Here is a 15,076-nt window from a genome sequence, read left to right as displayed (position 1 = left end):
TTTTTGTTCAAGGCTACTGTGCTATGGAAATTGCCGCATTCAATTCCACCGCTACATTCCCTTTGATCGCCCTGGAAATCATACATGAAGCTTCAGCTTTTTCAGCAAGTTTCCTCGCTTTTTCAACCACTTTTTCTGAAGTGCCCGGTACTAATATAAGTTTAGGGCGATGAATGATTTTCTTGTAGGTGAATACTCCATTCGTAACATCCACTAACGCTTCGGATTGCATGGTCAAGCTCACCTTTTCTATATGGGCTCGCTCTAACATGGCAGCATAGGTAATGATATAGCAGGTCGATGCCGCCCCAAGCAGCATTTCATCGGGATTAGTGCCGATACCTGGTCCCTCCATTTCAGTAGGAATACTTATCTGTGTTAGTAGATTCCCTGAATGAATTGTGCCGATATCATTTCTGCCGCCTGGCCACTCTGCAGTTAAATGAAAGTGATGTATCGTCATTTTTTTAACCTCCTTACCATTTCTATAGTGTAAACGATTAAACAGGTTAAGTATTCGATTTTGCTCACTCGGGGGATTAATCATAACAGCAGTGGGTCGAATTAAGTTTTTCAGTATGCCAATTCAAAACCGACTGTAGCGGTCGAAAGAATAGGTATTATTGATATAAAGGATACTGTTGATGAAACAAAAGGCAGAGGCATCAGGCTATTTTAAGCACAATATTGGATAGGCCTTCCTATAATGATATAGACGGTTTTATATAAATAATACTTCATTAAGGAAGGGCTGAAAAGTTGACTACATTGAGTAATATGTTCGATTTGACTAATAAAACGGCTATCATTACCGGCGGCGGCAGAGGACTGGGCAAACAGATTGCCATGGCGTTGGGGGAGGCTGGCGCAAATATAGTCATTGCTTCACGAAATCTGCCTGTCTGTAAGGAGGTATGTGAAGACTTGCAACTGATGGGTGTTAATGCCGTTGCCTTTGAATGTGATATCACCGATGAGAGTGCCATCGACCATGTCGTCCAGGAAACGGTTGCCCAATTTGGCACGATTGATATTCTTGTAAATAATAGCGGTACGTCCTGGTCAGGTCCTCTTTTGGATCTTCCTAAGGATAAGTGGGAAAAAGTATTGAATGTCAATGTTACAGGTACTTTCCTGTTTTCACAGGCTGTTGCGAAGGTCATGAAGCAGCAAAATTTCGGAAAAATCATAAATATTGCATCTGTTTCGGGTCTTGGCGGGACGTTTCCCGAGTTATTGGATACGATAGCTTATAACACCAGTAAGGGTGCCATCATTACAATGACGAAGGATTTAGGAGTTAAACTTGCTAGATACGGCATCCAAGTCAATGCAATTGCACCTGGATTTTTCCCGACTAAAATCACAAAGAAAATTCTTGAAAAATCCAACTATGACATATTAGGTAAAACTCCGGCTGGCAGGTTTGGCGATGAAGATGATTTAAAGGGCGCTGCCGTATTTTTAGCCTCACAGGCTTCTGACTATATGGTTGGTCATATTTTGATCATTGACGGTGGAATATCGGCATTAGTGTAAACGGAGGAGAAAGGAAGGAAGAAATATATGGTGGGAAAATCAAATTTTTATAAAGGGCTTAAATTACTAGGCGCACAAAAAGAGCAACAGCTTAATGAGAAAATTAAGGATTTGCTAAATAATCGTGAGTTAATAGAAGCAGTAAGCGACAATGCCCAAATGCAGGTACCAAGAATAAATAGTCTTCAGGAAGCCTCAGAAAGAATGTCCATCATCATGAATTATCCAACAAAAAAAGATGTGGCGAGTTTAGCGAAATTAGTCATCCAACTCGAAGAAAAAATTGATGGGTTGGAAGAATTGGTCTCTATGCTTGTTGAGAATAGGGGCGGGAATGTCGGGGGTAATTCTTCAATTCGCAATAAAGGCAATGCCAATTCATCCCGCAGCATCAAAAAGAAATCAAGATTGGCATCCAATGAAATGGAAGGGAGTAAAAAAAGGTTATCTGATTTTATAAATAACTCCTTATTGTTAAGCTCACAGCTGCCTGAGTTCAATTCAGTTGGTCAGGAGAATTCAAATGGCTAAACGGAAAGTGCCCAAAAATCAATCTGAACCCAAAACTAAATGGCAACATTTATTGGATATTCCCAATCAGCCAATGCCTGAAATGGGACTGACTCCGAAAATAGCGGTGTGGAAAAAAAACAAATCAACGCTTTGGTTTTATCCCTCAGCACAAAAAAAATATGATGTACCGGTTTTTCTTATATATTCACTAATCAATACTCCTTTGATTCTTGATTTATCTCCGGGGAATAGTTTAATAGAATCTTTTGTAAATGAAGGTTTTGATGTGTATTTGCTTGATTTTGGAAGCCCGGGCTTTGAAGATGGTGACATATCGATCGAAGATTATATCGTCGATTATATTCAAAAAGGAGTACAGCGTGCATTACGTCACTCTGGAGCATCAGAAATTACAGTCATGGGGTTTTGCCTCGGAGGTACAATAGCCGCAATATATGCTGCCATTGCAGACGAGCCCATCAAGAATTTGATACTTTCCGTGACCCCGGTGGATTTCAGTGGCTCGGAATTTTTTGATCAATGGCAGGAAGCGTTAAAAGAAGGAACAGCGGATTTTGACGAGACAATAGATATTTATCAAACGATTCCAGCCAGTGCTGTTAAATATGGAATTCGTTTAATTACATCACCTATCTATATATCACCGTATTTATCGTTATTGAATCAAGCGGATGATGAGGAATACGTTAAGAATTGGCGCCGCTTCAATGCGTGGGTAAATGGGCATGTGCCTCTATCCGGCGCAGTTGCCAAACAAATAACCAAAGACCTCTTGATAAAAAATCGCTTGGTTAATGGTGGTTTTAAGGTAAGGGGGAAAAAAGCGAAGCTATCGAAAATTAATGCTAGTGTTTTGGTCATTGCAAGTAAGTATGATCGATTGGTCCCACAGGAAATGATTTATCCGGTAATGGAGCATTTAACATGTAAGGATAAGACATATAGCCTACTGAAAAGTGGACATGCTGCTAAACAATATTCCGGTGGACTTCCATATTATTTGAAGGAATGGCTACCTGGGCGTTCTTCACCAATTCAATAGGTTAGTGGGGGGAAGTGAAATGTACATGTTTAACGCCAGTGAGGAAATCAAAATCATGCCGGTTGTAGAATATATAGGCTTTGCGGCATTTATATTTTCAAGATTTTTTGCAACATTTCCGGATTACTAAAGTGAAATAAATGAAAGGGCTGGCTTGGTATTTAGAGCCAGCCCCTATTGTCTCATTCATAATATTTCACTCGTTCTTCTAGTGGTGAGAAGTCTTTATCGCCAGGCTCTGCAGTGGGTTTTCCAAAGGGCATCTGAGCGATGAGTTTCCAATCGCGTGATATATCCCATGTCTTTCTCACTTCGTCATCGATTAAAGGATTATAATGCTGAAGGCTTGCACCAAACCCCTCAATTTCCAAGGAAGTCCATACGACAAATTGTAAAATGGCAGACGATTGGTTCGACCAAATCGGAAAGTTTTCGGCATACGTTTTGAATTGATCTTGAAGCCTTGTTATAATGGCCTGGTCTTCAAAGAATAAAACCGTACCATAACCATTTATAAATGATTTCATTTTTTCTTCCGTTTTTTCGAAATCTTTGTCACCGACAGCTTTTCTTAATGTGTTTTTCGTGATATCCCATAATTGGTCGTGGCTTTGACCAGTTAAAACAATCACTCTTGCACTTTGGGAATTGAAAGCGGAAGGGGAATATTGAACGGCATGATCGATAACTTCTTTAATCCTTTTATTAGGGACAACATGTTCCTTGCTAAGGGAATAATAAGAGCGTCTATCTTCAATTGCGCTAAAAAAGTCCTTAGCCATACATCATACCTCCATTCATTATACCGACTTATTTTGACCTGATTTTATTATTTTATGAAAAGTGGATACGGGTGAAATTATTTGTCTGAAAATGGTTGACAAATTTATCGTTATCATTTATCTTTAAATCAAGATATTTGTATTAAAAGTATTATATGTTTAGTTAAATGTCTCGATTTCGAGATATTGTTTACGGATTAATTCCTCTCCTTAAGGGGAGATTTATAAAGAAAAGATAGGAGTGGTACGGATGGAATTAAAAGGATTACATCATGTTTCGGCGATTACAGCTAAAGCGGGAAATAACTTTGATTTCTACACAAAAGTCTTAGGGATGCGATTAATCAAAAAAACGGTGAATCAAGATGATGTTCGTGTGTATCACTTATTTTATGGAGATCAAATTGGTTCTCCGGGTACGGAATTGACGTTTTTTGAAATTCCCAATGCTGCCCGCACTCATGAGGGAAACAATAGCATTTCTGAAATTTCTTTAAGGGTGAGAGATGATGAAGCTCTAGGATATTGGAAAAAACGGTTTGTGGAATTCAATGTTGAGCATGATGAAATATCGAACCGTTTTGAAAGGAAGGTGCTTTCTTTTAAAGATCCTGAAGGGCAGAGGCTACTTCTGGTTTCCGATCAGGATAATAACGGTGTTCAAGGGGGATCACCATGGGATGGAAGCCCGGTACCGCAAGAGTTTTCCATCCTTGGATTAGGACCGGTAAAACTTACTGTACCTAATATTGAACTAACAGAAAGTGTTCTCTCCGAGGTATTGGGGTTCAGGAAAACAGGCACATACCCATCTGCAATTAGGGTGCAAAATCCAATTGTCGTTTATGAGACAGGTGAGGGAGGAACAGGAGCGGAACTTCATATTGAAGAAAGGAATGACATTCCTCGGGAAAGGTTGGGGAGGGGTGGAGTACACCATGTTGCCTTTCGGGTGGATAATGAAGAAGAACTTAGAAAATGGATAGAAAAAATTAGTGAATCAAAATTCGTGAACTCTGGATATGTGGACCGCTTTTATTTTCGTTCACTTTATTTTAGGGAGCCGAATGGAATATTATTTGAACTAGCTACTGATGGACCTGGATTTGCAGTTGATGAAGCAGAGCAGCACCTAGGTGAGAACCTTGCCCTGCCGCCATTTTTAGAATCAAAAAGAAAAGATATTGAATCGAATTTAAAACCACTGAATACAAAATCAACTAATTAATCAAGGGGAAAGGAAGGAATCGGCATGCAAAAGCAAAATGCAGGAATACATCATATAACCGCAATTGTAGGCAATCCTCAAGAGAATGTGGATTTTTATGCTGGAGTGCTGGGAATGCGTATGGTGAAGAAAACCGTTAATTTTGATGATCCAGGCACCTATCACTTATATTTCGGAGATGAATCAGGTTCACCGGGCACTATCATCACTTTCTTTCCTTGGCCTGGGGCATACCGAGGGACAATTGGCTCCGGACAAGTGGGGATAACAACATATGCCATTCCGGAAGGTTCATTGGGCTTCTGGGAAACGCGCTTGGGTAAATTTAATATTGACTTTGAAAAGATCTCACGCTTCGGCGAGGATTATCTGGGATTTCAGGACCCACATGGATTGCAACTTGAACTGGTTGAGCGTAAAGAAGGTAAAAATAGCGAGTGGTCATTCGGCGGTGTACCAGCTGATAAGGCAATCAAGGGATTCGGAGGTGCTGTATTATTGACGTCTAAACCGATCAAAACGATGGAACTTTTAGAGGAAGTGATGGGTTTGCAAAAGATGGGGGAAGAGGGCGATTTCATTCGCTTCAAATCCACATCGGACATCGGAAATTTGATAGATGTTAAAAAAACGGTTTTGCCAAATGGGAAAATCGGAGTGGGAACTGTCCATCATCTTGCATGGCGTGCAAGCGATAATGAAGATCATAAAGAATGGAGGGAACATATCGCAAACCATGGCTATGGCGTGACACCCTTTAAAGACCGCCAATACTTCGATGCCATTTATTTCAGGGAAGATGGAGGCATACTCTTTGAAGTTGCCACAGATCCACCTGGCTTTGCTCATGATGAAACGAAGGAAACGATGGGTAGTAAATTAATGCTGCCGCCATGGCTTGAAGAAAAAAGGGAAATTATGGAGAAAACGTTACTGCCGGCAGTGCCGAGGGTACTAGAGGAGGATAAATGATGAAGCATATTTTTCAAAAAGGAAGTAATCCAGATGCACCGTTGCTTTTGCTTTTACATGGCACTGGAGGAACGGAAACGGATCTTTTGCCATTATCGGAGATGGTTTCACCGGGATCATCCGTACTCAGCGTACGGGGAAATGTACTTGAAAACGGAATGCCCCGTTATTTCCGCCGGCTGGCTGAAGGAGTTTTTGATGAAGAAGATTTGATTTTCCGTACGAAGGAGCTTTATGACTTCTTGGAATCAGCGTCCGGACAATATGACTTCGATCGTGACAGAGTGGTGGCATTAGGTTATTCTAATGGTGCAAACATAGCAGCAAGTTTGATGTTCCATTTCGAAGGGGCATTAAAAGGAGCGATTCTTCATCATCCAATGGTGCCTAGACGCGGGATTGCTTTGCCGTCCCTATCGGATATACCTGTATTCATTGCTGCAGGTAAAAACGATCCGATTTGCCCCGCAGCAGAAACTGATGAACTTAATCGGATTTTACTGCAAGCGGGTGCTGCGGTGGACGTTCACTGGGAAAATTACGGTCATCAGTTAACACGTTCAGAGGTTGATGCAGCAAGTTCATGGTTTCAAAAGAACTTTTTATAAGAATGAGAGGGATGAAGATGATTTCAGTAAATCCTGAAAGTCTTACAGAACGGGAAAATTATAAGTTTTTGACTGGAAGCATCATACCGAGACCAATAGCCCTGGTCACGACACAATCCGAAACCGGTACAATCAATATAGCGCCGTTCAGTTTTTTTAACATAGTCAGTTCCAATCCTCCGATGATTTCCATTTCTGTTCAACGGAAAGAAGGAGTTTTGAAGGACACGGCCCGAAATGCAATTCAAACAGGTGAATTCGTTGTTCATATCACTGATGAAGACAATGTTGCTGATGCAAATCGAACGGCCAAGGAACTCCCGTCTGACGAAAGTGAATTGGGTCTTACCAATTTCACTCAGGCTGTTAGTGATAAGGTGTCGGTACCAGGATTGCAAGAAGCGAAGGTACGCTTTGAATGCACATTGGAGCATGCGATACCTTTGGCAGGTTCCAAGAATAAACCTGGTTGTGATTTATTGATAGGGAAAATAGTCTGCTATCATATAGAGCAGGAGATTTACCATAATGGCCGAATTGACCAGAATGGGCTAAAACCTGTAGCAAGATTAGCGGGTCATACTTATACAAAACTAGGAGAATTATTTGAAATTGAAAGACCTTAAGGAATATAAGAAAAATGGCGTCATCTTTTAAGGTGTCGTCATTTTTTAAAAATTTTTCCCGGTTAGCATTATTTACAATTCTATAATGTAAGCGACTGTTCCAAAAACAAGTTCATATCTATGCCAAAGGTGCGTTGATCGTTTGGATTTTAAAGGAAGTCTTTACAAACCGAAACAAAACTTGACAATTTTTTCATAGATTGATAAAGTTATAAAAAAATAATTTCTTATCCAGAGAGGTGGAGGGACTGGCCCTATGAAACCTCAGCAACAGGTCTGCAATGACACTGTGCTAATTCCAGGGGGTGAAACCTTGATAGATAAGACCGTACGTGTTTATTTGTCAGTAACGCACTCTTTTTTAGAGTGCGTTTTCGTTTTTTCTGGATGCAAGATAAAGGAGAGTAAGAATGGAGAACAAAAGGAAGCATGATTTTCAAAGGAAAATGCAGGCACGGCATATAATAATGCTATCGCTTGGCGGGGTGATTGGAACAGGTTTATTCTTAAGTTCGGGTTATACGATTCAACAGGCAGGCCCGTTTGGCACCATCCTTTCGTATCTGATTGGGGCATTAGTGGTTTATCTAGTCATGCTATGTCTAGGGGAACTGGCAGTACATATGCCCGAGACAGGTGCGTTTCATAGCTACTCAGCTAAATACATAGGTCCTGGGACAGGGTATACAGTAGCCTGGTTGTATTGGCTAACTTGGACAGTTGCACTTGGTTCGGAATTCACGGCTGCAGGATTGTTGATGCAGAGATGGTTTCCATCAATCAATGTCTGGATATGGAGTGCACTATTTGCCATATTGGTTTTGGCATTAAATGCGTGGACCGTTAAATTTTTCGCTGAATCCGAATTCTGGTTTGCGTCTATAAAGGTATTTGCCATTGTGATTTTCATTATTTTGGGAGCAGCGGCAATGCTAGGTTTCATTCCAATAATTCATTCACAATCCGCTCCGTTATTCTCCAATTTTACAAGTGAAGGTTTATTTCCGAATGGTGCTTTTGCCATTATAATGACGATGCTTGCGGTGAATTTCGCATTCTCTGGAACTGAATTAATTGGAATTGCAGCTGGAGAAACTGTGAATCCAGAAAAAACGATACCAAAGGCAATCCGTATGACATTATGGAGATTGATTATCTTTTTTGTAGGAACCATCGTTGTATTATCCGCATTATTGCCTATTTCGGATGCAAGCGTATTAGAAAGCCCCTTTGTGGCAGTTCTTGAACGGATTGGTGTGCCATATGCAGCGGATATTATGAACTTTGTTATATTAACTGCCATTTTGTCTGCTGCAAACTCAGGACTGTATGCGGCATCCAGAATGCTTTGGTCACTTGCAGATAAGGAAACTATATCACCAATATTTGCAAAATTGACAAAACGGGGAGTTCCGATAAATGCAGTCCTTTTCAGTATGTTGGGCGGCTGCTTAGCCCTGTTTTCGAGTATTATTGCACCGGATACTGTTTACATAGTGCTTGTATCCATTTCTGGACTAGCCGTTGTTGTAGTTTGGATGAGTATTAGCATGTCGCAATTTCTATTTCGCAGACGATATATAAACGAAGGAAATTCAGTAAATGACTTAGCTTATCGAACGCCATTATATCCACTCGTACCAATCGTTTCTTTTATGCTATGCCTAGCTTCTTGCATAGGAATTGCATTTGATCCTACACAACGAATTGCACTATATTGTGGCATTCCATTTATTTTGATTTGCTATGGAAGTTATTATCTGACACAAAACCATAAAGAAAAGAGGAGTAGATCATGAACATTAAAACTAACCCAATTGACGCTATTTTACGAGATCATTCAGTCATGATTTTAGACGGAGCTTTAGCTACAGAGCTAGAGAGGCATGGATGTGATTTGGACGACCCGCTCTGGTCTGCACGTGTATTACTTGAAAATCCAGAAGTGATTTATCAAGTGCATTCTGACTATTTTCGTGCTGGAGCGGATTGTGCGATTACGGCTAGCTACCAAGCCACTGTTGAAGGTTTCGCACTCCGCGGAATACAAGAAAAAGAGGCTTTGGAGCTAATCCGGAAAACGGTTTTACTCGCAAGAAAAGCAAGAGATGATTTTTGGAAGGAAAAAAATCAAACGCTTAGGCCTAAGCCATTGGTTGCTGCATCTGTTGGGCCTTATGGGGCTTATCTTGCAGATGGTTCAGAATATGTAGGAAACTATGGTGTTTCGGATGAAACTTTAATTGCATTCCATAGCTCACGAATATCAGCGTTGATTGAAGCAGGAGCTGACCTTTTAGCATTTGAAACGATTCCTTCCCTGCAAGAAGCAAAGGTATTATATTCATTATTGAAGGATTATCCAGAAGTGTATGCTTGGCTATCCTTTTCATTGAAAAATGAAAAAGCGATAAGTGACGGTACTTCACTCGAGGAGTGTACAAGATTGTTTGGGGACAGTGAGCAAATTGCAGCAATCGGCATCAACTGTGCGCCAGTTTCATGTATCACGGAAGCCATCCAGGTGCTGCGTGCAAACACGGATAAACCAATCATTGTTTATCCGAATTCAGGTGAAACATATAATCCGGAAACTAAAACATGGCATGGTCAAGAATCATGTAATAGGCTCGACCTGAAATCTGAAGAATGGCAACATGCAGGGGCGCGTTTAATTGGAGGATGCTGTAGAACGGCACCACATCATATTGAAGACATTTCAAGAAAGTGGCGACCTTCCGTGGTGGTATCCTCCTAGCCCTTGTACTGTTTTAAAGTATGTATGATATAGGCCACTAAAAGGAACAGGAAGCGTCATAATTAGGCAGTTCCTGTTCTTTATGAATTCATTATTCAAATTCGAGTTATCATATCTCTTAGGCTGAAAAAGAAACCGCTTCAAAAACAGGAATAGGAGAAATTAAATCATAATATTTGTGTGCTTGGGAAAACTAAACAAACAATGAATAGAAAGGAGAGAAATGAGTATGAGCCGTGGTAAAAATTTTAATCACAAAGAAAAAGGCCATCCGGGAAATTTACCTAATAATAGAATTAGCGAAGAGAAGGAACACAGCCGGCAGTATGAACAAATCGAGGATATTGTCACACATGAAGCTTTTAAAAATCGGGAAAAAGAAGACGAGATGCCTTAAATAATTCATGTATATACGGGGGGGAAACCATGAGCTTTTGCTATGGTTTTTTCTTTCATTACTAATAAATCAGGAGGGGAACAGATATCTATCATACCTTGTTGGAAAAGGAAGTAAGCTAAATAATAAGCCGACTTTCTTCTATATAAATAATAAAACTTAAATTTCTCAGCTTGGCGCATCACGCATCATTAGTATTAGTCTTAAGTCACTAAGAAGGAAGTATAACCTGCATTGTCATCCAGAAATAATTAAGGGTAACGTCTAAAAAGGGCGAACTTAATTAATCGGAACCGGCTACCCTAACTGGTTAAAACCCTGGAATTTTTACAGTGTTAGATATAAATCATGCCAGGTAAATCGTGAATATTATAAGTACCTGATGAAGTACGGTTCGTCCCCCATATACAAGTCTTAAGCCCAATTTCTGCTATGTTTCATTTTGTTTATCGCGATTTATTTCCACTTCTCGTTTTGCTCTAATAAAAGCGATAAATTGAATCGTCTCCTCTTCAGAAAGAGAGATTCCATCAACGGCTAGCTCCATATTTGGTAAATCCGTTAATTCCATGACTTGAGGTGACTCTGTGGTAATATCTTTAGCTGGATGATCTACCCGACCTAGAATGTAATCAGTGGATGTATCATATAGGCCTGCCAATAAATTAATCGTTTCTAATGAAGGGCGGCGGTGGCCCGATTCATAACCTGCATAGGTACTCTTGGCGATTCCAAGTCTGTCAGCGGTATATTGTAAAGACCATCTTTTGGCCTTCCTTAATGAAGTCAATCTATTTAAAATCATTCTTATTACTCTCCTTTTATATAAATCCATTATAACATCAAATTGAAATAAGTGTACGCGTAATGAATAATTTTAGCTTGATTTCACTATGAAACATGACTATAATAACATGTGGTGTACGCGTAACATGTACATTTGCAGCGAAACATCCTTTTCTGAAATGATAAGAATGAGTGTGAAACAGGGAGGCTATATAGGGGGTAGTATATTGGAGAAGTTGAAGTCAAAAATCAAGAAGTTGATGTTGATTACTACAGGTGGTACAATTGCATCGTTAGAAGGAAAAAATGGACTGGTTCCAGAGATGAAAGCTGACGACATTTTAGGTCACCTACCGGGATTGGATTTACTATGCAAGATTGATAGTAAGCCTTTGATGAATATTGATAGTACAAATATGCAGCCGGAAGATTGGACAGAAATGGCACAATCCATCCATGAGCACTACCATGATTACGATGGCTTTGTGATTACCCATGGAACAGATACAATGGCTTACACTTCAGCTGCGCTCTCATATATGTTACAAGATTTAGGGAAACCAATCGTCATTACAGGTTCTCAGATCCCAATTGCCTTTAAAAAGACAGATGCCAAAAGAAATATCTCTGATGCAATTCGGTTTGCTTGTGAAGATATTGGAGGAGTATATGTTGTTTTTGATGGTAGAGTCATCCAGGGTACGAGAGCCATTAAATTGAGAACGAAAAGCTATGATTCATTTGAAAGTATTAACTATCCTTATATTGCTACCATATTCAAAGATAAAATTGAGTATCTAAAGCCAGTTCATTCACCAAAGAATAAGGAAGCTAAGTTAGATGCTTCCCTATGTACTGATGTTGCTTTGGTTAAGCTGCATCCCGGTATTAAGCCTGAATTCTTTGATTTCCTGAAAAATCAATGTCGGGGAATCGTAATTGAAAGTTATGGAAGCGGTGGTATTCCCTTTCAAGGAAGAAATATTTTAGAAAAATTGAATGAGTTAGTACAATGCGGAATATCCGTAGTCATTACTACCCAATGTTTAGAAGAAGGGGAAGATATGGATATTTACGAAGTTGGACGAAAAGTGAACAAGAATGTCATCATTCGTTCCAGAAATATGAATACAGAAGCCATCATTCCGAAGTTGATGTGGATTTTAGCCAAGACACGGGATCCTAAAAAAGTGAAGGAAATGATGGAAACACCGATTGCAGAGGACATCACATTCTAGAACAAACAAAGGGGCAAGAGGAAATGTTGATAGAAGAGAGAACATACCGAATCGAGAAAGACTTTCTTGGGGAAAAGGAAATTCCGGCAGATGTTTATTATGGAATACAAACTCTACGCGCTGTAGAGAATTTTCCGATTACCGGTTACAAAGTCAATGAAGAAATGATTCGTGCACTAGCGATGATTAAAAAAGCAGCCGCTTTAGCAAATATGGATACCAAAAGGTTATATGATGGTATTGGAAGCGCTATCGTCAAAGCTTCTGAAGAAGTGATTGATGGAAAGTGGCATGAATATTTCATCGTTGACCCAATTCAAGGCGGCGCAGGGACATCGATGAATATGAACATCAATGAAATCGTTGCCAACCGTGCGTTAGAACTTATGGGACACAATAAAGGTGATTATGCACATGTTAGTCCAAATAGCCATGTTAACATGTCGCAATCAACCAATGACGTATTCCCTACTGCCATTCATTTATCAACACTACGACTTTTAGAGCAATTGTTGCAAACAATGACCAAGATGAGTACGGTCTTAAAGAATAAAGCAAAACAATTTGATCATGTTATCAAAATGGGACGCACACATCTTCAGGACGCAGTGCCAATTCGCCTTGGTCAAGAATTTGAGGCTTACAGTCGTGTGTTGGATCGCGATATAAAACGAATCAGTCAATCACGTCAACATTTATATGAAGTGAATATGGGAGCAACAGCAGTGGGAACGGGATTGAACGCAGATCCGCGTTACATTGAAAATGTTGTTACATATTTAGCTGAGATCAGTAACTTGCCGCTTGTAGGAGCAGAACATTTAGTAGATGCAACTCAAAATACGGATGCTTATACTGAAGTGTCAGCTTCATTGAAAGTATGTATGATGAATATGTCTAAAATTGCTAATGATTTACGTTTGATGGCTTCAGGACCAAGAGCGGGATTAGGGGAAATCACACTTCCAGCTCGTCAACCAGGTTCATCCATCATGCCAGGAAAAGTAAATCCAGTAATGCCAGAATTGATTAACCAAGTCGCTTTCCAAGTGATCGGGAACGATAATACGATTTGCTTAGCATCAGAAGCAGGACAACTCGAGTTGAATGTAATGGAGCCAGTGCTTGTATTCAACTTATTGCAGTCAATCAGCATTATGAACAATGCTTTCAATGTCTTTACAGATTATTGTTTAGAAGGCATTGAAGCAAATGAGCAACATTTAAAAGATTATGTCGAACAAAGTGTTGGAGTGATTACAGCAGTCAATCCGCACCTTGGATACGAAGTGGTTTCACGTATTGCCCGGGAAGCGATATTAAAAGGCAAATCAGTTCGCGAACTTTGTTTACAATATGATGTACTGACAGAGGAAGAATTGGATCTGATTCTAAATCCTTATGAGATGACAAAGCCCGGCATAGCGGGAGCTTCTCTTTTTGATCGGCAATAACCAGTATATTAGTAGAATGCATTAATCTATCTTATTTTTGATGTAATGACTATGCCTTTAGGACCGTTGGTTTTAAGGCATAGTCATTAATTACATACATATGAAATGTTACCTAACAGTTTGTCAACTCTGCTTGCGAGTATTGAAAACTGAATATTCTGTTATTTTTTTGATCGTCCATCTAAATCTTGTAGGTGTTTAACTATTCATAAAAAAACCATCTCCCTTAGAATACCTATGGGGGATGGGGAAGTTTTAAATCAGGAGAATTTATTTTAAAAAATGTGGCTCACTTTAAATGGCTTAATCGGCTTTAATATTTCATTTAAAGATTTTTTTTGAACGAAGGGTATGTGTCCAAAGTTCCGATGAATATTAATCGTGTGTAAAACCAAATGAAATGACATACGTAACTTTTCATTTTTTTCAAGATATTTAATATAATGTAATCAGTCATTTCCAGGTGAAAAAGGAGGGTAACTTTGAAACAAGTGAATCGTTTTATCCGAAGCGTTACATTTCTAATGCTCGCATTTCTCATGTTTAGTGGGCAGGCTGCATTTGCTTCATCAGATTCAATTTCATCGCAATCCACGCCAGACCTTTTGATTAGGCAGATCATGGGTTTGGCCTACGAATCCCAACAATCCATTAGCAGTGGACCATTTTCTGTAGGTGATTCGTTGAAGAAAGTGGAAAAAGCCTGGGGGGCACCGGAAGATTTAAGTACCGTTGCAGCCAATTATTGGAGCCGTAATGTTCGATTCCTCTATGACGGTTCAACAGGTAGAAAGACGATTACAGCCATTGATGATTTTGATCCGAAATTGCAAACCATCCATTTATCCATGCTGAAGGAATTGATTGGTGAACCTGTAAGTGAAGTGGAGCAAGAAGGGATGTACTATGTCACTTATACCGATTCCGCAAATTATAAAGTGGTCTTCGTGTTTGAAAGCGCCTGGATTAACCCAGATCCAAGCTTGAATATGTATACGGTTGAATTCGCGTCAGATTAATAAGTAAAAAAAGGATCGTCCCTTTATTGCAGAGGGGCGATTCTTTGCTACCACCGGGAGAATTTTGTTTAAGAATCTAAACTTACCGTTCTA

The 15,076-nt window shown here is 39.7% G+C and carries 16 protein-coding genes and 1 riboswitch; of the genes, 13 read left to right on the top strand and 3 right to left on the bottom strand.

What is annotated here, in order from left to right; genetic code table 11:
* Positions 1 to 13 precede the first annotated feature (13 nt).
* The gene (locus tag ACQKMF_RS18655) at positions 14 to 463 is read right to left on the bottom strand and encodes an OsmC family protein (RefSeq protein WP_101225103.1); all 450 of its coding nucleotides are present in this window, start codon (positions 461 to 463) and stop codon (positions 14 to 16) included.
* Positions 464 to 777: 314 nt separating this feature from the next.
* Between ACQKMF_RS18655 and ACQKMF_RS18650 the strand changes: the two genes are divergently transcribed.
* From ACQKMF_RS18650 to ACQKMF_RS18640, 3 genes are read left to right on the top strand one after another with little or no spacing between them, the layout of a single operon-like run.
* The gene (locus tag ACQKMF_RS18650; RefSeq protein ID WP_230176000.1) at positions 778 to 1,539 is read left to right on the top strand and encodes an SDR family oxidoreductase; all 762 of its coding nucleotides are present in this window, start codon (positions 778 to 780) and stop codon (positions 1,537 to 1,539) included.
* 27 nt (positions 1,540 to 1,566) lie between these two features.
* Positions 1,567 to 2,070, top strand: coding sequence for a hypothetical protein (locus ACQKMF_RS18645; RefSeq protein WP_427574407.1), 504 nt, complete (start codon positions 1,567 to 1,569; stop codon positions 2,068 to 2,070).
* Positions 2,063 to 3,115: an alpha/beta fold hydrolase gene (locus ACQKMF_RS18640; protein ID WP_402937329.1), complete on the top strand. Its 1,053-nt coding sequence runs from the start codon at positions 2,063 to 2,065 to the stop codon at positions 3,113 to 3,115. Before ACQKMF_RS18645 ends, ACQKMF_RS18640 begins: the two co-directional genes overlap by 8 nt.
* Positions 3,116 to 3,297: 182 nt before the next feature.
* Here the strand turns inward: ACQKMF_RS18640 and ACQKMF_RS18635 are convergent, their stop codons facing one another.
* Complete coding sequence (locus ACQKMF_RS18635; protein WP_402937326.1) at positions 3,298 to 3,897, bottom strand: nitroreductase family protein; 600 nt, start codon at positions 3,895 to 3,897, stop codon at positions 3,298 to 3,300.
* Positions 3,898 to 4,147: 250 nt separating this feature from the next.
* Here ACQKMF_RS18635 and ACQKMF_RS18630 point away from each other — a divergent pair, with 250 nt between their 5' ends.
* The 7 genes from ACQKMF_RS18630 to ACQKMF_RS18600 all read left to right on the top strand — a co-directional run bounded on the left by ACQKMF_RS18630 (position 4,148) and on the right by ACQKMF_RS18600 (position 10,486).
* A complete protein-coding gene (locus ACQKMF_RS18630) occupies positions 4,148 to 5,125 on the top strand; it encodes a ring-cleaving dioxygenase (protein WP_427574405.1) in 978 nt (325 codons plus the stop codon).
* A 24-nt stretch (positions 5,126 to 5,149) separates the two neighbouring features.
* Positions 5,150 to 6,097 carry a ring-cleaving dioxygenase gene (locus tag ACQKMF_RS18625; protein WP_101225097.1) on the top strand — a complete coding sequence of 316 codons (948 nt, stop codon included), beginning with the start codon at positions 5,150 to 5,152 and terminating at the stop codon, positions 6,095 to 6,097.
* A complete protein-coding gene (locus tag ACQKMF_RS18620; RefSeq protein ID WP_230176001.1) occupies positions 6,097 to 6,705 on the top strand; it encodes an alpha/beta hydrolase in 609 nt (202 codons plus the stop codon). Before ACQKMF_RS18625 ends, ACQKMF_RS18620 begins: the two co-directional genes overlap by 1 nt.
* A 17-nt stretch (positions 6,706 to 6,722) precedes the next feature.
* Complete coding sequence (locus ACQKMF_RS18615) at positions 6,723 to 7,331, top strand: flavin reductase family protein (protein WP_260357804.1); 609 nt, start codon at positions 6,723 to 6,725, stop codon at positions 7,329 to 7,331.
* A 224-nt stretch (positions 7,332 to 7,555) separates the two neighbouring features.
* A riboswitch (SAM riboswitch) is annotated at positions 7,556 to 7,658 on the top strand.
* 83 nt (positions 7,659 to 7,741) lie between these two features.
* Positions 7,742 to 9,130 (top strand): S-methylmethionine permease, encoded by a 1,389-nt coding sequence (gene mmuP / locus ACQKMF_RS18610; protein ID WP_260357803.1) that lies wholly within the window; start codon positions 7,742 to 7,744, stop codon positions 9,128 to 9,130.
* On the top strand, positions 9,127 to 10,089 hold the full coding sequence (mmuM, locus tag ACQKMF_RS18605; protein WP_427574402.1) for a homocysteine S-methyltransferase: 963 nt from the start codon (positions 9,127 to 9,129) through the stop codon (positions 10,087 to 10,089). Before mmuP ends, mmuM begins: the two co-directional genes overlap by 4 nt.
* Before the next feature lie 229 nt (positions 10,090 to 10,318).
* Entirely contained in the window at positions 10,319 to 10,486 is a 168-nt protein-coding gene (locus ACQKMF_RS18600) for a hypothetical protein (RefSeq protein WP_162878727.1), read from the top strand.
* A gap of 430 nt (positions 10,487 to 10,916) precedes the next feature.
* Here ACQKMF_RS18600 and ACQKMF_RS18595 read toward each other — a convergent pair whose 3' ends face one another.
* On the bottom strand, positions 10,917 to 11,291 hold the full coding sequence (locus ACQKMF_RS18595) for a helix-turn-helix domain-containing protein (RefSeq protein WP_101225092.1): 375 nt from the start codon (positions 11,289 to 11,291) through the stop codon (positions 10,917 to 10,919).
* A 229-nt stretch (positions 11,292 to 11,520) separates the two neighbouring features.
* On the opposite strand from ACQKMF_RS18595, the gene ACQKMF_RS18590 reads away from it, so the two are divergent.
* The 3 genes from ACQKMF_RS18590 (at position 11,521) to ACQKMF_RS18580 (ending at position 14,983) form a co-directional block, all read left to right on the top strand.
* Positions 11,521 to 12,510, top strand: coding sequence for an asparaginase (locus ACQKMF_RS18590; protein ID WP_402940056.1), 990 nt, complete (start codon positions 11,521 to 11,523; stop codon positions 12,508 to 12,510).
* 23 nt (positions 12,511 to 12,533) lie between these two features.
* Positions 12,534 to 13,964, top strand: coding sequence for an aspartate ammonia-lyase (gene aspA / locus ACQKMF_RS18585; RefSeq protein WP_101225091.1), 1,431 nt, complete (start codon positions 12,534 to 12,536; stop codon positions 13,962 to 13,964).
* A gap of 491 nt (positions 13,965 to 14,455) precedes the next feature.
* Positions 14,456 to 14,983, top strand: a complete 528-nt coding sequence (locus ACQKMF_RS18580) for a DUF4309 domain-containing protein (protein ID WP_230176002.1) — start codon at positions 14,456 to 14,458, stop codon at positions 14,981 to 14,983.
* Positions 14,984 to 15,076 lie beyond the last annotated feature (93 nt).

The organism is Peribacillus sp. NPDC101480, from assembly GCF_050277335.1.
Taxonomy (GTDB): Bacteria; Bacillota; Bacilli; order Bacillales; family DSM-1321; genus Peribacillus.
Note: the sequence above shows the minus strand (reverse complement) of the source record. Positions and strands in the feature narration are given on the sequence as shown.